This is a genomic window from Pontibacter sp. HSC-14F20 (genome assembly GCF_019599265.1).
Taxonomy (GTDB): domain Bacteria; phylum Bacteroidota; class Bacteroidia; order Cytophagales; family Hymenobacteraceae; genus Pontibacter.
Genome location: NZ_JAHZTC010000001.1, coordinates 108,304 through 132,351, shown reverse-complemented (window position 1 = coordinate 132,351; position 24,048 = coordinate 108,304). Strand labels below are relative to the sequence as shown.

Below are 24,048 nucleotides of genomic sequence, written 5' to 3'. Positions count from 1 at the left end.
TTACCTTCCCTAGCAGCTTCTTTGGTAGAGGACCTACCTCCAAAACAGCAGGGGGATTTTACTGTCGCTGCAGATTTACAGGTATAAGTGCTGATGCTGCGGTTTTTTGTGCACGATTAACATCCCCCTGTCCCTTCATAGGGGGACTTCTGTCATTACTGATTGTTAGGTGTAGGCAATGTCGTAACTGTCTCATTTCACTGACAGGTATAGCAAGACTGACTTGCCTCTGAAGCTACGAAGCAAATCTCCACAGCCAAGTGCACTTTACAACTACCCACTGTTCGAGCGTTCAGCGAGTTTGGGGAGTCTTGACTTTTTTGTCTACTTTTTTGTCAAGAAAAAAAGTAGGACCCAGCCGGCCAGGCCAAACAATAGAACAACACCCTTTGCTATACCTGCAACAAGCCTTAGCTACACAGCAAAAGATCTATACCTGGCCATACCATTCACGAGCGAGGACGCTCGCGCTATGGCTTATGATGCTAAGATAAGTGGGATCTGAACTGAAAGGCAAAAAAATCGCCCGGTCAGGAATACCGACCGGGCGATGAAGAAGAGGTAACGAGCGGATTCGAACCGCTGTAGCAGCTTTTGCAGAGCTGAGCCTAGCCACTCGGCCACGTTACCCTGATTGGAGTGCAAATATAAGCAGAGATGTATGCTTATCAAACAATCAGGCTATATTTTTTAAACGCCATCAGGTATAGCGCTAAGTATAAGCCCCTTATTTTTTAAATAGAATGCGCAAGATTATTTAGAAAGCGGAGCTCCTACAGGTACAGCACAGTCGTGACCAGGCTGGCCGTGAGGCGGGTTGGTGCCGGCTGCAACAGAACCAGATACCTGCGGCTGGAAAGCAGGCTGCGGTGCCGTCAGTCTGGGCTGTGCTGGCAGGTTCAGCGGTGCGCCCACTTCGATGTCGCAGCGGTGGCCCGGCTGTCCGTGCTCCGGATTCAGGGCTACATTGCCTGCTGGCGCGGCTGTCGCAGCGTTACTGCTTGTTGGTGCAGTGGTTGACTGGCTAGCAGCTGTGCTGGTTGTCTTATTGTCTTCTGAGCAAGCGCTAAAACCAATCAGGGCAGCAGCCAGCAGTACATTAATGGTAGTTTTCATGCAATGATTTAAAAATTGAGCAGCCTTCTGCCCCTGCCATCCATTTGGCAGACCATGGCGCTTTTGTTACAACCGACAAGCTACCAAAAAGGTGCCGCAAAACCAAAAACCATCCGACATACGGTCAATTCCGCCTGCTTAAAAACTCTTCGCGCCTGCCATAACTTTATCGCTTCTTTCCCGGTATATTCTGAAAAACCACTATGCGCATCCGCCATAGTTCGAAACAGACACGGCCAGACCGTCGTACCCAGACTTGTTTGGGCTGTTACCCTTTACAATAGCACGCTATAAATTCAGGCCGAATCTGCCTGTTAGCGGTGCGGAAGGACCCAGGCTACGGCCCTATACCTTCGGAGCCCGTAACGATTACCTTTATGAACAGACTTCTATTCCTTGACGCATTAAGGGGCATTGCCGCACTCTCAGTGGCCCTCTTCCACTATACTTCCGTTTATCGCAGCCTTTATGGCCACCGCTTCTCCCCTGCCTTCGACTTCGACTACGGCTTGTTCGGGGTAGAGCTTTTCTTTATGATCTCTGGCTTTGTGATCTTCTTCAGCTTCGACAGAATCAAGAGCGGCAGCGAATTTCTCTTTAACCGGGGCATTCGTCTCTACCCGACCTACTGGTTCAGCATGATCACAACCTTTGTGGTGGTACAGACATTTGGTTTGCCGGGTTTTGAGACAACTTTTACGGACATGCTCGTGAACCTGACTATGTTCCAGAAGCTCGCCCAGGTGCCGGATGTGGACGGGGTATACTGGTCGCTGTTCTCGGAGTGGATGTTTTATCTGATGATGCTCGGTTTGTTCATGACCAACAACCTGAAGCGTATTCTGTGGGTAGGTCCGGTTTGGGTGCTGCTAAGTTTGGTACACAAGTATGCGTTTAGCTTTGGCCCGGTTGGTGCGTTGCTCAACCTCTACCACGGCGTGTTCTTCTATGCGGGCATCCTCTTCTACCTGCTCATGAAGCAGCCTGAAAAGAAAAATATTATCCTCGGACATCTTCTGTTTAGTATTGCCGCCATTGTAGCGCTATACCTGCCGGAGGGACTGCCGCATACCCTAGTGGTGATTTCATTCTTCGCTGTCTTCTACCTGGGGCTGATGGGCAAAATGGAGTTTCTGGTAAACAAAGTGCTGCTCTTTTTAGGGAGTATCTCCTACGCGCTATACCTAATCCACCAGTTTATTGGCTACGTGATCATAAACGAGACCCGTCACTTGTTCGGCGACAGTTTGCTGGTGATTGTACCGCCGCTGGCCATTTCGCTCACTGCGGCTTGGCTGATCACTACCTATATTGAAAAGCCTGCTGTGAGCCACCTCAAGTCCTGGTATAAGCAGCGGTCTGGCCATGCCCTGCCACAAGAGAAGAAAGCACCTGTCAGTGGGTTTGCCAAGCCGGAGACTGTCCCTACCAAATAGGTATAGCAGAACTAAACCTAAACCTGGGTATAGGCAGCGGCCAGCTCCGCTCCAAGTCTGGCATTGTGCTTGATCAGGGCAATATTGGCTTCGAGGCTCTCGCCATGACTGTGCTCAGCGATATACTTTAAGAGAAAAGGAGTAACGGCTTTGCCTTTTATGTGCTGCTGCGCGGCGGCATGCAGGGCTTGGGTGATGTACCATTCCATTTCCGGCGCCGGCACTTCGAACTTTTCAGGTATAGGATTGGCTATTAGCACAGCTCCATTCAGACCCAAGTCCCACTTAATACGCAACATATCAGCTATTTCACGGGGAGAGTCCAGTCGCAAGGGAGAGGCAAAGCCACTTTGGCGGGAGTAGAAGCTCGGAAACGCATCCTGCCCGATAGTAACAACCGGTATACCTTTTGTTTCGAGGTACTCCAGCGTCAGCCCGATATCCAGGATCGACTTGACACCCGCTGAAACTACTGCAACGGAGGTTTGTCCCATTTCAGTCAGGTCCGCTGAAATATCCAGGGTGGTCTCAGCGCCCCGGTGCACGCCTCCGGTTCCGCCCGTCACAAACACCCGTATACTTGCCATGGCGGCAATGCGCATGGTGGTTGCCACCGTCGTAGCACCATCCAGTCGCTGACTGACGACATAGGGCATATCGACCAGACTCACTTTCCAGACATCCTTAGCCTGCCCCAAATGCTCGATCTGCTGCTGCGTAAGGCCTACACAGCACTTGCCGTTCAGAATGGCGATGGTGGCAGGTATAGCCCCCGCTTCCCGCACGACTGCCTCTACCTCCAGCGCCGTCTGCACGTTCTGCGGATACGGCATGCCATGCGCGATAATCGTTGACTCCAATGCTACAACGGGCTTACCATTGGCCAGGGCCTGCTGTACTTCGGGAAGAATTTCCAAATAAGGGTTCATGGAGTTATTCTGATTTTGAGGGATTCTTTAATTTGGATATTGAACTCAACTAAAGCTTTTCATCTTACACCTGATTAAATAATTATTGCGCTGGCGAATACGTCAGGCATATCTATCTAACAATTTGTTAATCAGCCCTTATGCTCATAAATCAGCTGTACCACCCCGGATCTGAATCTATTCGCTTCTATCAAGTTGAGATTTATCCTTTCCTTCAGGTCTTGAAACAGCGGCTTGCCTGCTCCCAATACGGTGGGGTGCACAGAAATACGGTAGATGTCAATCAGGCCATGCTGGATGAAGGTGGTAATGAGTTTTGATCCTCCGTACAACCAAATGTCTTTGCCCTCCTGCTGTTTCATCCCGGCGATTTTTTCAGGTATACCGGATGTAATATAAGTAACCCTGCTGTCCTGCTGCTCCCGACTGGAGAAAACAATCTTCGCTTTAGCGTGAACAGCCGACCAGATAGCCTTCTCAGTTTCGTTTGCACTGGGTTCTGGCTCGAAGTTACCCCACATTTCATAACTTACCCGACCGCAGAGAATCGTATCTATACCTGCCAGAAATCTTGGGAAGTCCATGTCGTCATCCAGGATACACCAATCTGTTTCGCCAGTAGGTCCTTCAATGTAGCCGTCTAGGGTTACGGCCAAGTCCAAGATTACTTTTCGCATTTTTGAGTTCAGGTTTTTGATTTGGAAATCAATAGTAAGCAAATCGCATCCGCCTATTCAACTTTACTTGTTCAAAATATAGTAAAAATGCACAACCTCCTCTTCTGCTGTCGGTTTTGTCAAACGATAGAAATCGATTGCATAAACGTCAACTTTATCTGCCTGGACAAACACCTCTTCAAAACCCTTTTCTGTATAAAAACGGGTGGTTGCCTCTATTAACCTCTTCCCTATACCTTGTCGCTGGTGTTCTGTGGCAACGACCAGGTCCATAATATAAGCCAGGGGTTTCACTGAGAAGTACTGTTCGAGCACATAGGTTGTTAAACCGCCTACTACACGATCGCCCAACATAGCTACAAAAACATAAAAATCATGCTTGTGCAGCAGTGTTTGCAAGTAATCCGGTTGAGGAAGTGAAAAGTTTTTCATCTCAAATATATCCTCAAATAATCGGATGAGCGCGATAAATTTGCCCAGGTCCTCTTTCCCGAGCCGGTAAATTTCTACAGCATTAATAGCAACGTCTTTCTTCTGCATCATCAATAACTTTGAAGTAGGACAAGAAAATGAAACCGATCAATTCTGAAACGAAAAAACAGGACCCTTGGGTATTCCCTGCCCATTACCACATGATCGCTATTACTAGTTATGTAACAGGTGACCTTTCTGGTATGAGGGCTGAGTTGCGACAGTAAACCTGTAACAGATCGTATAACACAAAAAAAGGCCCCGGATTGCTCCGGGGCCTTTCATTATAAGACAAGCTTACTACTAAGCGTTGTTCTCTTCTTCAGCAGACGCTTCGTCAGAACCTTTTGCCTTTTTAGCGGCAGCAGCTTCCAATTTCTTCACACCGGCTTCTTTTTCATTCTCAAGCATTTGCTCTTTCAGGGCAGAAAGGGCATCCAGATCACCAAGAGTAGACTTGTTTTCTACTTCTTTCTGAACTTTTGGAGCTTTCTCTTTCTTCTCACCACCGCCTGCAGGAGCAGCTTTCTTAGTGGCCTTCGCGATACGTGCGTTGTCAGCCTCAGAGTAAGTAGCAGTGTGCGAAAGGATGATCTTACGGTCGTCCTTAGAGAATTCAGTTACACGGAAGTCAAGCGTTTCGCCTGCCTCTACCTGAGAACCGTCTTCTTTAGCAAGACCTTTCGGGAATGAGAAACCTTCGATGCCGTATGGCAACTCCAGTGTAGCGCCTCTGTCTGACTTCTCAAGAACTGTAGCTTTGTGCACAGAACCGATGTTGAATACAGACTCGAACGTATCCCAAGGGTTCTCCTCCAGCTGCTTGTGACCAAGAGCAAGTCTTCTGTTAGCTACGTCAAGCTCCAGAACAACTACATCAAGGTTTTCACCAACTTTCACGAACTCAGATGGGTGCTTGATCTTCTTAGTCCAAGACAGGTCAGATACGTGTACCAGACCATCAACACCTTCTTCCAGCTCCAGGAACAGACCGAAGTTTGTCAGGTTACGAACTACGCCAGTGTGCTTGGTGCCTACTGCATATTTCGTGATAACATCTTCTTTTGTCCAAGGATCTTCAGTAAGCTGCTTAATGCCCAGAGACATTTTACGCTCTTCGCGGTCAAGTGTCAATACAACTGCCTCAACCTCGTCGCCTTGCTTAATGAAGTCTTGTGGGTTGCGCAGGTGCTGTGACCATGACATTTCAGATACGTGGATCAGACCTTCAACGCCTGGCATCAGCTCAAGGAATGCGCCGTAATCAGCCACGTTAACGATCTTACCTTTTACTCTTGTACCAACTTCCATATCAGCTGGCAATGCATCCCATGGGTGCGGAGTAAGCTGCTTCATGCCAAGAGAAATACGCTTCTTGTCATCATCGAAGTCAAGCACTACCACGTTCACCTTCTGGTCAAGGTTCAATACTTCTTCTGGGTGATTAATACGTCCCCAAGAGATATCTGTGATGTGAAGCAGACCGTCTACGCCACCAAGGTCGATGAACACACCGAAGTTTGTCATGTTCTTGATAACACCTTCCAGCACCTGACCTTTTTCCAGGTTGTTCAGGATGGCTGCACGCTGCTGCTCCAGATCTTTCTCGATCAATACTTTGTGAGATACTACCACGTTGTCGAAAGCGGCGTTGATTTTCACAACTTTCACTTCCATCTTCTTACCAACGAACACGTCGAAGTCACGGATCGGCTTCACGTCGATCTGAGAACCTGGCAAGAAGGCTTCAACACCGTAGAGGTCCATGATAAGACCACCTTTAGTTCTTCTCTTAACCACACCTTCCAGCACGTTGTCGTTTTCAAGGGCGTCATAGATTTTAGCCCATGCGCTAACGATTTTCGCTTTCTTGCGGGAAAGGATCAGCTGGCCATTCGGGTCTTCCTGGTCTTCGATGAACACCTCAACCTCGTCGCCAACTTTCAGCTCTGGCAAGTCTCTGAATTCAGAAACCGGCACCAGGCCGTCAGATTTGAAACCGATGTTCAGGATCACGTCACGATCAGTGATGCCTACCACGATTCCTTTAACAACCTCCTGCTCCTGTACAGTAGTCAGGGTGTCGTCATACATTTTTTCCATTTCAGCGCGCTCGTCTTTGCTGTAGCCGCCACCGAAACCTTGGGACTCAAACTTGTCCCAATCGAAATTATCTGGAGAATTACTCATAATGTTTTACTGCTCTGGAGAAGCCACCGGCTTAGAGCAATGGGCCGGTTTGGTTTGGTTTTACATTTCCCTGGACGCGGTGCCGGGGCCATTCACTCGAATGAAGGGGCAAAAGTAAGAAATACTTTAAAATAATGCTAGTATATAGTATAGATTTTAGAAAAGATCTGCCAGGTATAAGTACCTGATTCAGAGGGCACAAACAGGTATACAAACAGCACATACCAACAAAGCGAACAGCAGGCATAGCCAAGCGGTCCTTCCCGTCTGATTATCCTTGACTCCTGGCATTTGAACAAAACCAAGGTATATGCTTTTGAACATACAGGTATAACCCACCTGAGAACCTTTGCCTTTTCAGGTATAGCGCACAGCTAAAACGCATCTAATCTATACCTGCTTCAGGGAGAAATTCATTGTGAACGTGAAGCAGCACCAACACAATTCCACAACTTCAACTTTACATAAACACAACAGACTACTAAACTCTGAATATTAGCTAGTTGAAACTATTAGGCTAAATATAATAGCAACCATATAGTCCTACTTTTTAGACACTTTCAAGTATACCTGCCAGTCTTCGTTGGAGTCATTCAGGTGCTGTTGCAGGAAGGTATAGAGGGAAGGGCGGGACGGGGTGCGATACAGCTTCAGGCCGGCTTCTTCGGGGGTCCGGTCGCCTTTGCGGGAATTGCACCTTGAACAGGCCGTCACGATGTTGTACCAACTGGTCTCCCCTCCCCTGGAGCGGGGCAGCAGGTGATCCATAGTCAGGTTACGGGAGGCTCCACAGTACTGGCAGAGGAAGTTATCGCGTCGCAACACATTGTGCCTACTCAGGGCTATACCGTAGTAGGGCACCTTGACATAGCGCTGCAGCCGGATAACCGAGGGAACAGGATAGGAAGTGCTGATTGTGCGCAAAACAGAACCGTTGGCTTTGGAAATGAGCTCTGCTTTATCGAGGAATACAAGCAAAAAGGCCCTGGTCACCGTGCAAACGGCGATCGCGCTGAAGTCCTGGTTTAATATCAGCACTTTGTCTCTCATGGCACTTGTTTGAACTTTTGCTATAGCTTCTACGAGAATTAACCAACTCGTTATAGCCTAAGTTCAAAGAAAAATGCTGAGAATCAGGAAAAAATGCGCTTGATGATACGTAGTTTATGGGAGTAACGCTTGCGCTCGGCATTGTAAATACCGTTGTGATCCAGGGTATCAATGCGGACCTCGCCGTGGGCGTGCATGATCTGTTGACCCTCCAGCATGATACCTACGTGGGTTATACGCCCCTCTTCATTGGCAAAATAAGCCAGATCGCCAGGTTGAGTCTGTGCAGCAAAGTGCACCTCTTCGCCCACCGCCACCTGCTGACTCGCATCACGAGGCAATTGGTAGCCGCAAAGGCCGTATACCTGCTGTGTAAAGCCCGAGCAGTCAATTCCGAACATAGACTTGCCACCCCACAGATAAGGTGCTTTCAGAAAGCCAAGGGCTAATTTAGCAAGTTGAGCCGTCGTAACAGGTATAGCAGGATTCGTGGCCCGGCCGCTGTACTGGTAATGCTGCCCATCGATGCGCAGGCTGATGCCATCAAAAAAAGGCAGATAAGCCCCTATACCTACCGGTATGCGCGTTTCCGCATTGCTCACTACCTGCACAATATCCAGCGCCCGTGGATGCTGCGCTGCCTTCCACTCCTGGTAATAACCTTTCGAGACGGGTACATATTGCTTGAAATCGATCCAGCCGGTATACGCATCCGAAGCCAGCTGCACCTTCACCCAGTTACCCTGCTTGCTAAGCACCTCCAGACACTCCCCAAAGAGCACCTGCGTCACCATTTCTGCTTTATCCGAAGGCTCAGCGCGCATCGGCACCAAACTGAGCATGCATATTCCGTAGTCCACTTTCTTTAATTTTGATTGAGTGAATGAGTAATTGAGCGAATAGTTATTTGGCTTTGAATGAGTAATTGGCCTTACTTTCGCCTTAGTGATGCACGAATCTCATTGAGCGTTATACCCTCAATAAATTCACTCATTCACACAATCACTCATTTACAATTCCCTTAATACCCGCTTCTGTCCAGCTCGCGTTTTATATCCTTTGCTTTGATGTCTTCCCGCTTGTCGTGCAGCTTCTTACCACGTGCCAGTGCAATCTCTACTTTAGCATATCCACGCTCGCTTATAAACATTCGTGTAGGTATAATCGTTACTCCTTGCTCCTGCACCCCCTTCTCCAATTTTCGGAGTTCGCTCTTGTTCACGAGGAGTTTTCTTGTGCGCATGGGCTCGTGGTTGTAGTGCGTGCCTTCGGTATAGGTAGAAATGTGCACATTGTGCAGGTATAGCTCGCCGTTGTGCAGCACACAGTAGCCATCCTGCAGGTTCACCTGCCCCTCCCGGATCGATTTGATCTCGGTGCCTTTGAGCATGATGCCTGCCGTATACTTGTCCAGGAACTGAAACTCAAAAGAAGCTCTGCGGTTCTGGATATTGACGTGCTTTTTGATTCTTTCTTTATCTTTTGCTTTCGTCATGCTAGTTTGTTGTAGCCAGCACGCTGGCCAGTTTTTCTTTCTTTAAAATCTTCTGCCCGGTCTCCCCGTCTGCCACCAGCCTATCTCCCACCCGGGCCTCAAAGCTACAAATTACATTATTACCTTCCTGCGATTTCAGCTGAGCAATTATTTCAATAGTATCGCCCTCAAATGCCGGACTTTTATGATTGATAGTCAGAAAGGTACCTATACCTTCTTCATCTTTTTCTTTCATCTCCAGCACAAACAACCTGCCAGCCCATTCAGCCGCCTGCGCCAACGAAAAGGTAGAGCAAACCGCATGCACCAACCCATCATCAAAACGTGCAAAGTCCGCCGCCGTTATTATCTTGCGGTATACCTTGGTGTCGCCGATCTGAAGAGGGTGTTTCATTTTTGATTGAGTGATTTTGTGAATGAGTGATTTAATGAATTGTTAATTGTTGATTGATGTCCGTGTATGATTAACCCCGCACGATTCGGTCAGGTCGCGACCTGACCCTACAGGTTAACTCTCCAAATCGCCAACTCTCAAACTACTAAATTTACTAAAACCTCATCCTCGGTTCCGGGCTCACGTACTGGTCAGCAAAGTCACCTTTAAGGTATTGGTAATGTGCTGTTATAGCTATCATACCTGCATTATCGGTACAATACTGAAAAGCCGGGATGTATACCTTCCAATCGTACTTTTTGGCATAGTCCTGCAAGGTCTGCCGCAGGCCTGAATTAGCAGAAACCCCACCGGCAATAGCCACTTCCTTTATACCTAAGTCCTTGGTTGCCTGAACCACTTTCTTCAACAGGGTCTTGATCAGGGTATACTGCACGCTGGCGCAGATATCAGCCAGATTCTCCTGTACGAAGTTCGGGTTGTCTTTCGTTTTATCTTTCAGGAAGTAGAGCACTGAGGTCTTGATGCCGCTGAACGAAAAGTCGTAGCCGGGCATGTTGCCAACCGGAAACGGAAATGCCCTCGGGTCGCCTTGTGCCGCCGTCTTGTCGAGCATGGGTCCGCCCGGGTATGGCAGGCCAAGCATTTTGGCTGTTTTGTCGAAGGCCTCTCCTACGGCATCGTCCGTGGTTTGCCCGATAATCTCCATGTCCAGGTGGTCTTTTACGAGCACAATCTGGGTATGGCCTCCACTCACGGTCAGGCACAGGAATGGGAAGTTGGGTTTTGGATCGTCGATGAAGTGTGCCAGAATATGCGCCTGCATGTGGTTCACGTCGATGAGCGGGATGTTGAGGCCCAGCGCAAATGACTTGGCAAAAGAGCTACCGACCAGCAGCGCACCCAGCAAGCCCGGACCACGGGTAAAAGCCACTGCATTTAAGTCAGTTTTGTTTACATTTGCTGTACTCAAAGCCTGTTGCACCACCGGAATGATGTTCTGTTGATGCGCTCTCGAAGCAAGCTCAGGCACAACGCCGCCATATTTTTCATGAACGGCCTGAGTAGCAATGACATTCGACAAAACTTTGCCGCCACGTATAACCGCAGCAGACGTTTCGTCACACGAAGATTCAATCGCTAATATTGTAGGTTCGGTCATCTTTTGGAAAAAGAACAGTCCATAAATCTCTTCAAAGTTATAGGAAAAGCTATTCTAAAAATAGTTTTGGCGGTAATCCTGTTGCTTTTGGTGGCATTTGCGGTAGTTTTTGTGGCCATTCGTTACCCGGGCGTGCAAACCAGAGTCGCCCAGAAGGCGGCCGAGTATATCTCCCGCACTATTGACCATGAGGTTACCATCGGACGGGTAGATATTGAGTTTTTCAGCAATGTGATCCTGGAGCAGGTGAAGGTCCTCGACTACCGAGGCAAGGAGCTGTTCTACGTAGGCCGTGCCGAAGCCGACGTCAGCCTGTTTTCCATCTTCCAGCCAAACACTCTCGGCATCTCTACCCTGGAACTACAAGAGCCGCGGGCTAACCTGGCAATGTATGAGGGTACCGACTCCCTTAACCTGTCTACGTTCCTGAAATCGCTTGGCGACCTGATCACCAAAGACACCACTAAAGCCTCCCAGCCTTTTGAGTTTTCAATCGATGAACTTGTCATAAAGAACGGTGCCTTTACATACGACGATTTTAACCGCTCCCGCACCGACTACGGCATTGATTACTTTCACCTGGCCATCGACAGCATCTCGGCACGCTTCACGGAGTTTGAGCCCGGTGATACGCTGAAGGTACGGGTTTCGGATCTGACCGCTCGCGAACGTCCGTCAGGTATACGCCTGCACAACCTCGATGTACTGATGACCTACGCTTCCACTTATTGGGAATGGGACGAGCTCGACCTGCGAGTGAACGACAGCAACGTGCAGGAGTACATACGCTTCGACTATAGCCGCTTCGGCAACTTCTCCAACTTCATGGACAGCGTGACTGTGACGGGTCGCATCAAGGATTCGCACCTTTACTCCCGCGATATTGCCCTGTTTGCTCCCCCACTCAAAGACTATGATGAAAATGCCTACATCGCCTCTGCCGAGGTGGAGGGCCGCGTGGCGGAGTTTATGGCGTCGAACCTGGACATAAAGTATGGACTGAACACCCACATTGTAGGCACCATGAACGTGGACGGGCTGCCTAACTGGGGTGAAACTTTTGCCAACATCCGTCTGCAGCCCTCGACTCTGAATGCGGAAGATATCAAACAGTTTCTGCCTGCCGATGCCTATACTATTGCTTCCCGGCTGGGTACTGTGAAAATTGACGGGCGCTTTCTGGGTTTTTACAACGACTTTGTGGCCAATGGTAGTTTTATTACGGCCTTGGGCAATGTGCAGTCGGATATCAACATGAAGATCAACCGGGCTACCAATACCTCATCTTACCGTGGTCGCCTCAAAACCCAGAATTTCCACATAGGTCGTCTGATTGGTGAGGCCGATGTCATTAAAACAATCACAATGGATGGCCGCGTGGTCGGTTCCGGCTTTACGATGAAGGATGCCCGCCTGCAGATCAATGCTGACATTGCCCAACTCCATGTGCTGGATTACAATTACCGTAATATCCGCACCGATGGTACTTTCAGTCATCAGCGTTATGAAGGCCGCTTTGCTATTGCTGATCCGAACCTAGTCTTTACGGCCAACGGAGAGGTAAATCTGGCAAACAACAATCAAGCCTTTAACCTGAGAGCTGACCTAAACAAAGCCGACCTGAAAGCCCTCCGCATTACGGATAAGTCTCTAATCGTGCAGGCAAATGCCGACCTCAACTTCCAGGGCCTCCGACTGGACGACTTCCAGGGCACTGCCTTTTTCGATAGTGCCGCCGTTACCTACGAAGGCCGACGCATCGCGCTCGACACGATCCGGGTGCAGTCCTACATTGGCGAAGGTATACGCAACCTGACCCTGCGCTCTACTCCTTTGGCTTTACGTGTGAGCGGCGACTTCAACTATTCTGCCCTGATTGACGACCTGAAACAACTGGTACAGGAATACAAGCTGAATTTTGAGAGTAATGATGACGCCACAGCAGCTTATTACAGAAGGAAGCGCCCGGATACACAGCCCGAATACAGTCTTGACTATGACTTATACCTGAGGCGGGTAAATCCGCTGCTCCAATTGTTTGTGCCGGAACTCACTATTTCTGACTTTTCTAAGCTAGAAGGCACTTTCCGGCACGGCAACACAGTCATCCTGACTTCCTATGCGCGAGTGGACACGATATTATATGACGACGTCACGCTCTACCATAATGACATAGAACTTAGCACTTCCAAGTTGCAGAATAGTCCGAATGTACTGGCCAGTGCCCAGTTCACCTCTGACAAGCAGTTGCTGCCCTCTGTAGGGGAAACAGAACGGTTGCTGCTTGAAGCAATCTGGAGTGAGCGCACCATCGGGTTTTATACCAACCTGCTGCAACCGGCCTATAATAACCAGGCAACCGTGGTAGGCGATGTGAATTTCCTGCAGGATCGCCTGCAAGTTGTATTTGGCCGATCGAACATCACGCTCCGTGAAACCCCCTGGGCCTTCCAGCCCGGCAGTATGGTTTACATCAGCGAGAACGGAAAGCGGCTGGATTTCGAGGAACTGATACTTTCCAATCAGAACCAGATCATTCGGGTAGACGGGGCTGTCGGGCGTGACCCGGGAAGTACATTGGTAGCCAGCATCAAGAACTTTGACCTGCGCAACCTAAACCCGCTCATGCCGGAGCAGATCAGGGGTACGCTTAATGCCGAGCTCACAGCACAGGATGTTTATAATAATGCCATCCTGAACGCAGGTATGCGTGTAGACTCTTTTTACCTGGACAATGTACTGATCGGTGACATTCAGGGTAAAGGTGACTGGAACAATGCCCAGCAGCAGCTGATGGTAGATGTGGACATAGACCGTAATAATAAAAAAGTACTGACACTGACCGGCAACTACTTCCCCCGTGCCGAAGAAGAGCAGTTGGACATGCTGGCCGTTTTGGATGAAACCCAGCTCAAGATCGTGGAGCCGATCCTGAAACCGATCATGTCGGAACTGGAAGGCACGATGGAAGGGCGCATCCGGGTGCTCGGCAGACTGACCGCTCCGGTGCTGACAGGGTCGGTGATGGTAACCGATGGGCAGTTCCGATTCGATTACCTGGGCACCACCTACCGCTTCTCCGATCGCGTATACTTTGGGGCCAATAGCATCAGCTTCCGCAATGCGCAGCTGCGCGACCTGTACGGTAACGTTGGCTACGTGACCGGCGGCATTGCTCATGATGGTTTCCAAAATATGGTGCTCGATCTGAACGCCCGCTTCCGGAACCTGATGATTCTGAACACGACCTACGAACAGAACGAGCTCTACTATGGCACCGCCTTTGGCACAGGAACAGCCAGTGTGTTGGGTCCCGTTGAAAACCTTAAGATAGATGTGAACGCCCGCAGCGATGCCAATACCCGCATTGTAGTGCCGCTTGATAACCAGACGGACCTGGCCCGCAAAGACTTTATCCGCTTCGTAAACCGCAACATCAGCGACTCTACCGGCGTGGCCGTTGCTGTTGAAGAGCAAAAGGTAGATTTGTCCGGCATCAACATGAACTTCGACCTCGACGTAACCGACGATGCCTATTTTGAGATCATCATCGACCGGCAAACCGGGGATGTGATCCGGGGTTCAGGAAGTGGACAGATTCAAATGACTATTGATACCCGTGGCGAGTTTAACATGTTTGGCAATTTTGTGATAGCTAACGGTGCCTATAACCTTAACCTGCTCGAGGGCGTGGTGTCACGCGAATTCAGGGTGACGCCTGGGGGTACGCTGTCCTGGAACGGCGATCCGCTGGAAGGTAATATGGACATCAGGGCCACTTATGTACAAAATACCCGAATAGACGACCTTACACCGAGCGGCGCTCAAATAGGCAGTGTACAGGGCAGCTATCCTGTAACAGCCATTGTTGATTTGAAAGGCCCTATCTTGACACCAGACATACGTCTGGACCTGGATTTTGAGAACCTGCCAGCCAGTGTGAGGCTTGGCCTTGAGCCGATTCTGCTGGGGATAAGGAACGATGAAAACGAACTAAACAGGCAGGTATTCAGCTTGCTGGTACTCCGCAGACTGGCTCCGCCAGGCACATTCTTCGGTGAGAACCCCGGTGCGGCGGCAGTAGGCGGAAGTCTGGGTAGTTTGCTCACCGGTCAGCTAAGTGGCTTCCTCAACTCTATTGACAGCAACCTGGAAATTGATATTGGCCTGGGTGACATCAGTCAGGCTGACCTCTCTGCTTTACAGCTAAGGTTGAGCTACTCTTTCTTCCAGGGCCGTCTGCGTGTCAGTAGTCAGACAGGCCTGGGGTCCAACAATTTGCAGACTGGGCAGGCAGGCGGTGCTAACCGCAACACTTACCAGGGCAGTTGGTCAGTGGAGTACTATATTACAAAGAGCGGCGAGTTGCGCGGGCGCCTGGAGTATAATACGCTGCCGACTACGAATGGCCGTATCACCAACACTCAGCGACTCAGCTTGCTCCATACCAAACACTTTGATAGTTTGCGGGAGCTTTTTGGCCGGGATCGGGAAGCACGTCGCGAACGCCGTCGGGAACAGCGGGAAGACCCGATCATCCTCGACTCTGACCCACGCATGAATCTCTAAAGCCCGGTATAGTAAGCCGGGCTTTTTGTATTAGCAGCACGGAAGCACCTCATATTTAAATAATATTTCTATTTTTGCACGGAAGCGTATCGTATGGCAACAACTACCCCCAAGACAGTTAAGAAGAAGAAGCTCGGTAATTACCCGCATGCCATGGTGGTGTTCTCCATTTCCCTGGCCTTGTTTGTGATCGGTCTGTTTGGCATGCTCCTGATTCATGCCGGTAAGCTGTCGGATATTGTGAAAGAAAGCATTGAGATGCAGGTATACCTGGATCGCAACCTGACGCAGGTGCAGCTGGATCGCTTACAAAAAACACTGGCTGCAAAAGAGTTTGTTGCTTATAAAGGAGACACGGCCCAAGTGCGGTTCCTGTCAAAAGAAGAGGGTGCCAAGGCCTTTTTGGAAGAAACCGGCGAAGATTTCACAGCCTTCTTGGGCGATAACCCGCTGCGTGACACCTATGTGATCCGGATCAACGCTGAGAGTTCCAGTTCAGCCCAACTGAAAGGTATAAAAAACGACATCGAAGGAATTGAGGGGGTATACGAAGTACAGTATGTCGAAAGCCTGATCGAATCCATCAACAGCAACATCCAGAAAATCAGTATCCTGCTACTTGGCTTTGCCGCTATACTGGTGCTGGTGGTGATTATACTGATCAACAATACCATCAAACTTGCATTATACTCCCAGCGTTTCCTGATCCGGAGTATGCAATTGGTTGGAGCCACGTCATTTTTTATTCAGCGTCCTTTCCTTAACCGGGCCGCATTCCAGGGCATTATCAGTGGAATTGTTGCCTCTATCCTGCTTTTTGCGCTGATGCAGTATGCCTATCGCGAGATTACAGAGCTGAGCCTGTTGAAAGACGATGAGCAGATGTACATGCTCATGATTGCGCTGATTGTACTGGGCGCCGTAATCGGATTCCTGAGCTCTTACCGTGCTGTACGCAAGTACCTGGGCCTTTCACTAGACGAACTATATTAATATGGAAAATAAGAATAAGCTTGCCTTTGGCAAAAAAAACTACATCCTGATGCTGGTTGGCATCGTTGTGCTGGCCCTTGGCTTTATCATCATGACGCTCGATAAGGAACAGTACGGACTGGGCTTTATGGGCATCACGCTGGGTCCGATCGTGGTGATGGCCGGCTTCGTGATCGAGCTGTTTGCGATCATGGTAAAAGACAGAACACATGAAAACACACAAGATTAGTTAGATGAGTGAATGGCAGGCTATTATTTTAGCCATAGTTGAAGGACTTACCGAGTTTTTGCCTGTATCCTCTACAGGCCATATGATCATCGCTTCGGCCCTGATGGGTATAAACGAACTTCCGATCACCAAAATATTTGCTGTCAATATTCAGTTTGGGGCCATACTGTCGGTGGTGGTACTTTACTGGAAGCGCTTCATTAACAGTTTTGAGTTTTACAAGAAGCTGCTCCTCGCGTTTATACCTGCGGCTGTCATCGGCTTTCTGCTAAACGATGTGATTGACGCTATGCTGGGCAGCGTGCTCATCACGGCGCTGATGCTGGTAGCAGGCGGTGTGGTGCTGCTTTTCGTGGATAAGTGGTTTGCACATGCCCAGGAAAACAAAATCACCTACAAAAATGCGCTGGTCATTGGTTTTTTCCAGTGTATCGCCATGATCCCGGGGGTATCACGCTCTGCGGCTTCTATTATCGGAGGGCTCACACAAGGTATAAACCGCAAAGCGGCGGCCGAATTTTCCTTCTTCCTGGCCGTACCCACAATGCTGGCAGCCTCATCGTATAAGCTGATCAAAGACCTTCTGAAACTGGAGCTTTCAGACGTTCTTATGTTTGACCTCGTAAAAATCAGGAACAGCTTCGACGTAATCACAGGCGATGACCTGAGATTATTGCTTATTGGCAATGTTGTGGCGTTTATAGTGGCGATGATCGCGATCAGGTTCTTTATCAACTTCCTGACCAAGTATGGCTTTAAAATGTTTGGCTACTACCGCATCGCGTTAGGTATAGCGCTGCTAGCGCTGCTGGCCATGGGTGTTGACTTAAGAGTATAACATGAATTATAACTTTGAAGCAGGCGAAATCCTGTTACTTGATAAACCGCTTACCTGGACGTCGTTTGACGTAGTGAAGAAAGTACGTAATACCCTCCGGGTAAAGAAAATCGGCCATGCCGGCACACTCGATCCACTCGCCTCCGGACTACTGATTCTTTGCACCGGTAAATTCACCAAACGCATTGAAGAGATTCAGGCACAGGAAAAAGAATATACCGGTACCATCACGCTCGGTCAGACAACGCCTTCCTACGATCTGGAAACCCCTGTCAGTGAAAGCAAGGACATCAGTCACATCACGCCGGGAGATGTACAGGCGGCAGCCGATAGCTTTGTAGGCACAATTGAGCAGATCCCTCCTATTTACTCGGCCGTGATGATAGACGGCAAACGTGCTTATGACCTGGCCCGTAAAGGCAAGGAAGCCGAAATGAAGCCTCGTACTATTACCATCAAGGCGTTTGAGATCACAAATATAGAAGGTGCTGTCATCTCCTTTAAGGTGATCTGCAGCAAAGGCACCTATATTCGTAGTCTGGCGCATGACTTGGGTCAGAAACTGGGCGTAGGCGCTCACCTCTCAGCGCTCGTACGCACTCGAATCGGGGAGTATAAGTTAACCGATGCCCTCACGATAGAAGACATTCAGCAGATCAGAAGAGCCCAACTCGAAGCGAATGGAAGTAATTCGTGATATAGCTGATTTCCCGAAGCTTAGTTTCCCGGTGGTGACCAGTGGCACTTTTGACGGTGTGCATGTAGGCCATCAGAAGATCCTGCAGCGGGTGAAGGAACGAGCCCGCCAGTCAGACGGGCAGAGTGTGGTAATTACCTACTGGCCACACCCACGCCTGGTGCTTTTCCCGGAAGACAATGACCTCAGGCTGCTCGCCACCGTTGATGAGCGCATCGAGCAGTTGCGCAGCTTTGGCATCGATTATCTGCTGATCATTCCTTTCACCAAAGCCTTTTCACGCCTGAGTTCCCGCTCCTTTATTGAAGATGTGCTGGTAAAGGCGATCCATACCAAGGTACTCGTTATTGGCTACGACCATCGTTTCGGCAAAAACCGCGAAGGTAGCTTTGAACATCTGAAGGCTCGCTCTGCGCAGTATGGCTTCGAGGTTGAGGAAATCCCGCGTCAGGATGTGGACGATATCGGGGTGAGCTCCACTAAAATACGCAGAGCCATCGAATCGGGTGATATACCTGCCGCCAACCGTTACCTGGGCCATACCTACAGCCTGACCTCTACCGTAGTGGAAGGTAACAAACTGGGCCGCACGATCGGGTTTCCGACTGCCAACCTGGAAATGCCTGCTCCCCACAAGCTTATACCTGCCCATGGTGTGTATGCCGTATGGGTAAAGCACGATGGACAGCGCCTGCCCGGTATGATGAACATCGGTGTTCGCCCGACGGTAGATGGTGCCCACCTTACCCTGGAAGTGCACCTGATCAATTATGAAGGCAACCTATACGGGCATACCTTAACGGTAGAATTTGTTGAAATGCTGCGCCAGGAACAGAAATTCGACGGACTGGAAGCCCTTAAAACACAGCTCGCCAAAGACAAGGAAGATGCCCTGCGTGTGTTAAAGTCGATTCAGGTATAGTTCATCCATATTCCGATGAGCTACCCGCTCCCTACAAACTATACTTCACGAGCCCCGTCCCAACAGCCTAAGGCATAGAGCTTTAATTCTGATCGTCATATTATATTTCTCTTGCGAGGTATAGCGCCTTAGGGTTACCCATATTTTTAAGCGGATTCAAGGACTTCTCTCGTAACTACATGAAGATGTAAGTTTTCTGGTGCCCAGCCTGACTCTATAGTCTTCTGCGGGTCTTTCTCTGTTTTTGGTTTGTCAGCCACCTTTCAACACCAACATCTTGATTCCCTCATACCTCCAAGCTGTTCCTACCTGGTTATTTTTGGGACATGACCAGAATTGATGCTATACCTAGAGAAGACAAACGGTCAGAAGCTGATGATGCCAAAAAAACAACACCTCACCTCCGCAGAGACCTGTTTCACCTAAAAACACAGCGGAATCAATTGTATATGGCCTTTTTTCTATCTAACTTTCTATCGGATAAAACTTAGTTCAATTGCTGTCAGTGCCGGCTATACCTGCCGGACCGACGCATAAGCATACCTTCTAACGATGATAAATAAAACTGTAAAAAACGCACACGAGGCCCTGCAGGGTGTACAGGATGGCATGACCTTCATGCTGGGGGGCTTTGGCTTGTGTGGCATCCCTGAAAACGCCATACAGGAACTGTTGCGCCTTGGTGTAAAAGATCTGACCTGTATTTCCAATAATGCCGGCGTGGACGACTATGGTATCGGTCTGCTGCTCCAAAAGCGCCAGGTCAAAAAGATGATTGCCAGTTATGTAGGCGAAAACGCAGAGTTTGAGCGCCAGTTGCTGAGCGGTGAACTGGAGGTTGAGCTGACTCCGCAGGGAACGCTGGCCGAACGCATTCGTGCCGGAGGAGCCGGTATACCTGCTTTCTTCACCCCTGCCGGCTACGGCACCGAGGTGGGCGAAGGAAAAGAAAGCCGGGAATTTAACGGCAAAATGTATTTGATGGAATCGTGGTTGAAGGCAGACTTTTCTTTTGTGAAAGCCTGGAAAGGAGATACTGCCGGTAACCTGATCTACAAAGGCACGGCCCGCAATTTCAACCCGATGATGGCCGCAGCCGGTAAAATCACTGTGGCGGAGGTAGAAGAGCTGGTACCTGCCGGCGAGCTGGACCCGAACATGATTCACACGCCCGGCATCTACGTGCAGCGCATTTTCCAGGGCGAGAAGTACGAGAAGCGTATTGAACAGCGCACAGTTAGAACTGCTTAACCGACAAAGAAATGGGACTTGATAAAAATCAAATAGCGAAGCGAATCGCCAGAGAAGTGAAAAACGGAATGTACGTCAATCTTGGCATCGGTATACCTACGCTGGTGGCCAATTACATTCCTGAAGGGGTGGAAGTGGTGCTGCAGTCTGAAAACGGATTACTAGGTATGGGCCCCTTCCCAACCGAAGACAAAGTAGACGCTGACCTGATCAACGCCGGCAAGCAGACCATCACGACCCTGCCCGGATCTTCTATTTTCAGTTCTGCTGAGAGCTTTGGTATGATCCGGGGTGAGCACGTGGACCTGACTATCCTGGGCGCCATGGAGGTGTCGGAGCAAGGCGATATTGCCAACTGGAAGATTCCGGGCAAGATGGTGAAAGGTATGGGCGGCGCCATGGACCTGGTAGCCTCTGCCAAAAACATTATTGTGGCCATGCAGCACACCGCCCGCGATGGCTCGTCCAAACTGCTAAAAGAATGTACCCTGCCGATCACGGGCTTGAAATGCATCAAGAAAATCGTAACTGATCTGGCTGTGATCGAAGTAACAGAAGATGGCTTTAAACTACTGGAACGAGCGCCAGGCGTGACGGTAGAAGAGATTCAGCGGGCAACCGAAGGACGCCTGATTGTGGAAGGAGATATACCGGAAGTGCAGCTCTAAAAGAGCTATACTTGTCACATTAAAAGCGCGGTGTTAAAGCTGCGCTTTTTCTTTTTAAATTTGCCAGAAGGCAGCATTTCTTGCTTTCAATTAAAATATCATATCAAAATAATACTTGCTTCACGTATACCCGTAGCAAGCAACCCAAACCTGAAACATGAGTGAAAAAATAGAAGCAAACTCTGAGCACCGGCTGTTATTGCGCCAGTTGGAGCTCAAAGATTACAAAGAAGTAAAAGAGATCATGGACCTGGTCTACTCCAATATTGACGGCGCCTGGACCCGCAAAGAGTTCTCCAATCTCCTCAAAAAATTTCCGGAAGGACAGATCTGTATAGAAGACAAAGGGAAGGTAGTAGCCGTGGCCCTCAGCCTGATTGTAGATTACAGCGTGTATGGCGACAAGCATACCTACGACCAGATCATCGACAAGGGCACCTTCAAGTCACATGACCCAGAGGGCGAAACCCTGTATGGCATCGACGTTTTTGTGCATCCGGACTACCGCAACCTGCGCCTGGGCAGACGCCTCTACGATGCCCGTAAGGAAATTTGCGAGAACCTCAACCTGCGCGGCATCATTGCCGGCGGCCGTATACCTGGTTACAAGGACTATGCTGATAAGCTCACGCCAGCCAAGTACATCGAAATGGTGCGCAACAAGGAACTGGCCGACCCGGTGCTTTCCTTCCAGCTCAGCAACGATTTCCACGTGCGAAAAATTCTCAAAGGCTACCTGCCAGATGATACAGAGTCACGCGCCTACGCCACGCTGCTGGAGTGGATAAACGTGTACTATGAAGAGAAAGAAGAGCTGCTAGGGGGCAAAAAGACTGTTGTCCGGATCGGTATTGTGCAGTGGCAGATGCGTGCCGTAAAAGATCTGGATGATTTCATGCAGCAGGTAGAGTTTTTTGTCGATACTGTCAGCTCCTACAAGTCGGACATGGTGGTATTCCCTGAGTTCTTCAACGCTCCGCTGATGGCCCTTACCAACGAGGAGTCCCCTTCTGAGGCAATCCGAAGCATGGCCGAGTATACCGAGGAAATCCGGGAGCGTATGATTCACCTGGCCCTCTCCTACAACATCAACATCATTGCCGGCAGCATGCCGGAGTACTACGACAACAAGCTCTATAACGTGAGCTACCTCTGCCGCCGCGACGGTACTTACGACAAGCAATACAAGCTACATGTTACCCCGGATGAGTCGCATTACTGGGGTATGCGGGGTGGTCACAAACTCAAGATATTCGACACAGACATTGGCAAAATTGGTATCCTGATCTGTTACGATGTAGAATTCCCGGAACTGGCCCGCATGCTCTCCGACATGGACATGAAAATCCTCTTTGTGCCTTTCTGGACGGATACCAAGAACGCCTACCTCCGGGTACGTCTCTGCGCACAGGCCCGCGCCATCGAGAACGAGTGCTATGTGGCCATTACGGGTAGTGTGGGCAACCTGCCAAAGGTAGAGAACATGGACATCCAGTATTCCCAGTCAGCCGTCTTCTCCCCTTCTGACTTTGCCTTCCCGCACGATGCGGTGGTAGCCGAAGCCACTCCGAACACCGAGATGACCCTGATCGCCGACCTAGACCTGAACCTGCTCAAGGACCTGAATACCGCCGGTAGTGTAAGGAACCTGAAAGACCGACGCAAGGATTTGTATAATCTGAGTTGGGTTTTGAGGCAGGAGGAGTAGGAATAAACTCAAGAATGCAAAATCCCCGCTACTCTTAGAAGTAGCGGGGATTTTGCATTCTTGAGTTCCAAAGCTTACTTAAGCTTATTCATGCGATTAGACTGTAGAATTAAGGCCATCAGAACACCTAAGACAAAGGCAAGGAAAGCTCCAATGACTAAGTGTTTGAATAAACTAGGACCAGTCGGTCTAAGCTTAGGTGCAAAACCTGTCACAACCTCAACGTTATCTAGCTTTTCAAGGTCAGATTCTAATTTTACCTGTTCTTTAAACAAAGAAATACTCTCTCGATAAAGATTGGTTGGATCTATAGGTTGACCATATACAAACCCATTTACAGGCCCCCTAGGGCTATTTACATCCGTTTTTAAACTGTCAATCGAACTGATTTCACCATCAAGTTTCCGAATAATTCGCTCTATTTGCCTCTGCTTAATACGTTTCTGTCTGGCAAAGTATCGGTTGCTTTCAAGGAAGCTAGTGAGTGCTGGTTCCATCGTATCAAATAAAGTTCTGTCATACAGCGATAACTCAATGCGGAAAGGAGAACCAGTAAGCACGCTATCTTCGTCAACTCTGTCCGCATCCAGGTTACTGAAGGCCATATCCTTTATTTCTTTTGCTTGAGCTGAAGAAATATCAAGCCGCTCAGCTACAGCCTCAAAGTTATCCTCCGCTATCATAATAGTGAGTTTGTTGAGCTGGTCCTCTATGAATTCGTTTCGGATATTAGCAAGCATAAGGGTCATGGACGAGGTATAGTATGGCTTTTTGGTGGAATAGGTTATATAAGCCAGGCCTATACCTAATACAACAAAAGCAACGAGCAACCATTTGTAAAAAAGCAGTGTTCTGAAAAAATTAGAAATCCCCCTACCACTAGCCTGAAATAATTCGCTCAGTTTTAAATAAAGGAAGTATAGGTCTACCTCATCTGAAGAACCTCGCGGCCTCTTATTGTCCTTATCTTTCAATTCGTGCATATGGTTTCAGTTCAGGCAGCAAATATACAACTATCTGTTTGTTATGATCATTTGAGTATCTATTTTATGATAGCTAATCATTTAGGGAAACCACATCCAACAGATTCTACACTTTTCTAGTGATGCCAGGTAAATCAAATATTGCCTTCCAATTGTAAAGTACTACCTTTATTTTCTGATTGATCCTGAGTAAAATTTAAATTACCTGCGAATAATCAGGACACTACGCAATAATGCACTTCCGCTAATTGCCAAATATAAAGCCACTAA

Annotated in this window: 21 protein-coding genes and 1 tRNA gene; 10 read left to right on the top strand and 12 right to left on the bottom strand. The window is 49.0% G+C overall.

The annotated features are described in order from the left end of the window. Nucleotides 1-559: 559 nt before the first annotated feature. A tRNA-Cys gene (locus K3G39_RS00605) sits at nt 560-630 on the bottom strand. A gap of 123 nt (nt 631-753) precedes the next feature. Further along, nucleotides 754-1,116, bottom strand: a complete 363-nt coding sequence (locus K3G39_RS00600) for a hypothetical protein (RefSeq protein ID WP_220624225.1) — start codon at nt 1,114-1,116, stop codon at nt 754-756. Between the two features lie 377 nt (nt 1,117-1,493). Between K3G39_RS00600 and K3G39_RS00595 the strand changes: the two genes are divergently transcribed. Then, nucleotides 1,494-2,552: an acyltransferase gene (locus K3G39_RS00595; protein ID WP_220624224.1), complete on the top strand. Its 1,059-nt coding sequence runs from the start codon at nt 1,494-1,496 to the stop codon at nt 2,550-2,552. A gap of 17 nt (nt 2,553-2,569) precedes the next feature. Here the strand turns inward: K3G39_RS00595 and K3G39_RS00590 are convergent, their stop codons facing one another. The 9 genes from K3G39_RS00590 to tsaD all read right to left on the bottom strand — a co-directional run bounded on the left by K3G39_RS00590 (nt 2,570) and on the right by tsaD (nt 10,920). Beyond that, nucleotides 2,570-3,481, bottom strand: coding sequence for a pseudouridine-5'-phosphate glycosidase (locus K3G39_RS00590; RefSeq protein ID WP_220624223.1), 912 nt, complete (start codon nt 3,479-3,481; stop codon nt 2,570-2,572). 131 nt (nt 3,482-3,612) lie between these two features. Beyond that, on the bottom strand, nt 3,613-4,158 hold the full coding sequence (locus K3G39_RS00585; protein WP_220624222.1) for a dihydrofolate reductase family protein: 546 nt from the start codon (nt 4,156-4,158) through the stop codon (nt 3,613-3,615). A 63-nt stretch (nt 4,159-4,221) separates the two neighbouring features. Next, a complete protein-coding gene (locus K3G39_RS00580; protein WP_255593681.1) occupies nt 4,222-4,701 on the bottom strand; it encodes a GNAT family N-acetyltransferase in 480 nt (159 codons plus the stop codon). A gap of 231 nt (nt 4,702-4,932) precedes the next feature. Next, nucleotides 4,933-6,819, bottom strand: a complete 1,887-nt coding sequence (gene rpsA / locus K3G39_RS00575) for a 30S ribosomal protein S1 (protein WP_220624221.1) — start codon at nt 6,817-6,819, stop codon at nt 4,933-4,935. A gap of 543 nt (nt 6,820-7,362) precedes the next feature. Continuing rightward, nucleotides 7,363-7,869, bottom strand: coding sequence for an HNH endonuclease (locus K3G39_RS00570; protein ID WP_220624220.1), 507 nt, complete (start codon nt 7,867-7,869; stop codon nt 7,363-7,365). Nucleotides 7,870-7,952: 83 nt separating this feature from the next. Further along, nucleotides 7,953-8,729: an NlpC/P60 family protein gene (locus K3G39_RS00565; protein ID WP_370627163.1), complete on the bottom strand. Its 777-nt coding sequence runs from the start codon at nt 8,727-8,729 to the stop codon at nt 7,953-7,955. Between the two features lie 161 nt (nt 8,730-8,890). Beyond that, nucleotides 8,891-9,364, bottom strand: coding sequence for an SsrA-binding protein SmpB (smpB, locus tag K3G39_RS00560; RefSeq protein WP_220624219.1), 474 nt, complete (start codon nt 9,362-9,364; stop codon nt 8,891-8,893). A gap of 1 nt (nt 9,365) precedes the next feature. Further along, entirely contained in the window at nt 9,366-9,758 is a 393-nt protein-coding gene (locus tag K3G39_RS00555) for a thioesterase family protein (protein WP_220624218.1), read from the bottom strand. Nucleotides 9,759-9,912: 154 nt separating this feature from the next. Then, a complete protein-coding gene (gene tsaD / locus K3G39_RS00550; RefSeq protein ID WP_220624217.1) occupies nt 9,913-10,920 on the bottom strand; it encodes a tRNA (adenosine(37)-N6)-threonylcarbamoyltransferase complex transferase subunit TsaD in 1,008 nt (335 codons plus the stop codon). A 3-nt stretch (nt 10,921-10,923) separates the two neighbouring features. Between tsaD and K3G39_RS00545 the strand changes: the two genes are divergently transcribed. The 9 genes from K3G39_RS00545 to K3G39_RS00505 all read left to right on the top strand — a co-directional run bounded on the left by K3G39_RS00545 (nt 10,924) and on the right by K3G39_RS00505 (nt 22,795). Then, nucleotides 10,924-15,489 (top strand): translocation/assembly module TamB domain-containing protein, encoded by a 4,566-nt coding sequence (locus K3G39_RS00545; RefSeq protein WP_255593679.1) that lies wholly within the window; start codon nt 10,924-10,926, stop codon nt 15,487-15,489. Nucleotides 15,490-15,582: 93 nt separating this feature from the next. Beyond that, entirely contained in the window at nt 15,583-16,482 is a 900-nt protein-coding gene (locus K3G39_RS00540; protein ID WP_220624215.1) for an ABC transporter permease, read from the top strand. A gap of 1 nt (nt 16,483) precedes the next feature. After that, nucleotides 16,484-16,711 carry a DUF3098 domain-containing protein gene (locus tag K3G39_RS00535; RefSeq protein WP_220624214.1) on the top strand — a complete coding sequence of 76 codons (228 nt, stop codon included), beginning with the start codon at nt 16,484-16,486 and terminating at the stop codon, nt 16,709-16,711. A gap of 4 nt (nt 16,712-16,715) precedes the next feature. Next, nucleotides 16,716-17,549, top strand: coding sequence for an undecaprenyl-diphosphate phosphatase (locus K3G39_RS00530; protein ID WP_220624213.1), 834 nt, complete (start codon nt 16,716-16,718; stop codon nt 17,547-17,549). A gap of 1 nt (nt 17,550) precedes the next feature. Then, entirely contained in the window at nt 17,551-18,246 is a 696-nt protein-coding gene (truB, locus tag K3G39_RS00525; protein WP_220624212.1) for a tRNA pseudouridine(55) synthase TruB, read from the top strand. After that, nucleotides 18,230-19,168 (top strand): bifunctional riboflavin kinase/FAD synthetase, encoded by a 939-nt coding sequence (locus tag K3G39_RS00520; protein WP_220624211.1) that lies wholly within the window; start codon nt 18,230-18,232, stop codon nt 19,166-19,168. The genes truB and K3G39_RS00520 overlap by 17 nt, the downstream gene beginning before the upstream one ends. 552 nt (nt 19,169-19,720) lie before the next feature. Next, nucleotides 19,721-20,419 (top strand): CoA transferase subunit A, encoded by a 699-nt coding sequence (locus tag K3G39_RS00515; protein ID WP_220624210.1) that lies wholly within the window; start codon nt 19,721-19,723, stop codon nt 20,417-20,419. A gap of 11 nt (nt 20,420-20,430) precedes the next feature. Continuing rightward, nucleotides 20,431-21,087 carry a CoA transferase subunit B gene (locus K3G39_RS00510; RefSeq protein ID WP_220624209.1) on the top strand — a complete coding sequence of 219 codons (657 nt, stop codon included), beginning with the start codon at nt 20,431-20,433 and terminating at the stop codon, nt 21,085-21,087. Nucleotides 21,088-21,244: 157 nt separating this feature from the next. Continuing rightward, entirely contained in the window at nt 21,245-22,795 is a 1,551-nt protein-coding gene (locus K3G39_RS00505; RefSeq protein ID WP_220624208.1) for a carbon-nitrogen hydrolase family protein, read from the top strand. Between the two features lie 74 nt (nt 22,796-22,869). Here the strand turns inward: K3G39_RS00505 and K3G39_RS00500 are convergent, their stop codons facing one another. Next, nucleotides 22,870-23,778, bottom strand: a complete 909-nt coding sequence (locus K3G39_RS00500) for a chain length determinant protein (RefSeq protein WP_220624207.1) — start codon at nt 23,776-23,778, stop codon at nt 22,870-22,872. Between the last annotated feature and the right edge of the window lie 270 nt (nt 23,779-24,048).

Coding starts and splice junctions, on each gene's coding strand:
- K3G39_RS00600 (WP_220624225.1), bottom strand. CDS start 1,116: ATGAAAACTACCATTAATGTACTGCTGGCTGCTGCCCTGATTGGTTTT.
- K3G39_RS00595 (WP_220624224.1), top strand. CDS start 1,494: ATGAACAGACTTCTATTCCTTGACGCATTAAGGGGCATTGCCGCACTC.
- K3G39_RS00590 (WP_220624223.1), bottom strand. CDS start 3,481: ATGAACCCTTATTTGGAAATTCTTCCCGAAGTACAGCAGGCCCTGGCC.
- K3G39_RS00585 (WP_220624222.1), bottom strand. CDS start 4,158: ATGCGAAAAGTAATCTTGGACTTGGCCGTAACCCTAGACGGCTACATT.
- K3G39_RS00580 (WP_255593681.1), bottom strand. CDS start 4,701: ATGATGCAGAAGAAAGACGTTGCTATTAATGCTGTAGAAATTTACCGG.
- rpsA (WP_220624221.1), bottom strand. CDS start 6,819: ATGAGTAATTCTCCAGATAATTTCGATTGGGACAAGTTTGAGTCCCAA.
- K3G39_RS00570 (WP_220624220.1), bottom strand. CDS start 7,869: ATGAGAGACAAAGTGCTGATATTAAACCAGGACTTCAGCGCGATCGCC.
- smpB (WP_220624219.1), bottom strand. CDS start 9,364: ATGACGAAAGCAAAAGATAAAGAAAGAATCAAAAAGCACGTCAATATC.
- K3G39_RS00555 (WP_220624218.1), bottom strand. CDS start 9,758: ATGAAACACCCTCTTCAGATCGGCGACACCAAGGTATACCGCAAGATA.
- tsaD (WP_220624217.1), bottom strand. CDS start 10,920: ATGACCGAACCTACAATATTAGCGATTGAATCTTCGTGTGACGAAACG.
- K3G39_RS00540 (WP_220624215.1), top strand. CDS start 15,583: ATGGCAACAACTACCCCCAAGACAGTTAAGAAGAAGAAGCTCGGTAAT.
- K3G39_RS00535 (WP_220624214.1), top strand. CDS start 16,484: ATGGAAAATAAGAATAAGCTTGCCTTTGGCAAAAAAAACTACATCCTG.
- K3G39_RS00530 (WP_220624213.1), top strand. CDS start 16,716: ATGAGTGAATGGCAGGCTATTATTTTAGCCATAGTTGAAGGACTTACC.
- truB (WP_220624212.1), top strand. CDS start 17,551: ATGAATTATAACTTTGAAGCAGGCGAAATCCTGTTACTTGATAAACCG.
- K3G39_RS00520 (WP_220624211.1), top strand. CDS start 18,230: ATGGAAGTAATTCGTGATATAGCTGATTTCCCGAAGCTTAGTTTCCCG.
- K3G39_RS00515 (WP_220624210.1), top strand. CDS start 19,721: ATGATAAATAAAACTGTAAAAAACGCACACGAGGCCCTGCAGGGTGTA.
- K3G39_RS00510 (WP_220624209.1), top strand. CDS start 20,431: ATGGGACTTGATAAAAATCAAATAGCGAAGCGAATCGCCAGAGAAGTG.
- K3G39_RS00505 (WP_220624208.1), top strand. CDS start 21,245: ATGAGTGAAAAAATAGAAGCAAACTCTGAGCACCGGCTGTTATTGCGC.
- K3G39_RS00500 (WP_220624207.1), bottom strand. CDS start 23,778: ATGCACGAATTGAAAGATAAGGACAATAAGAGGCCGCGAGGTTCTTCA.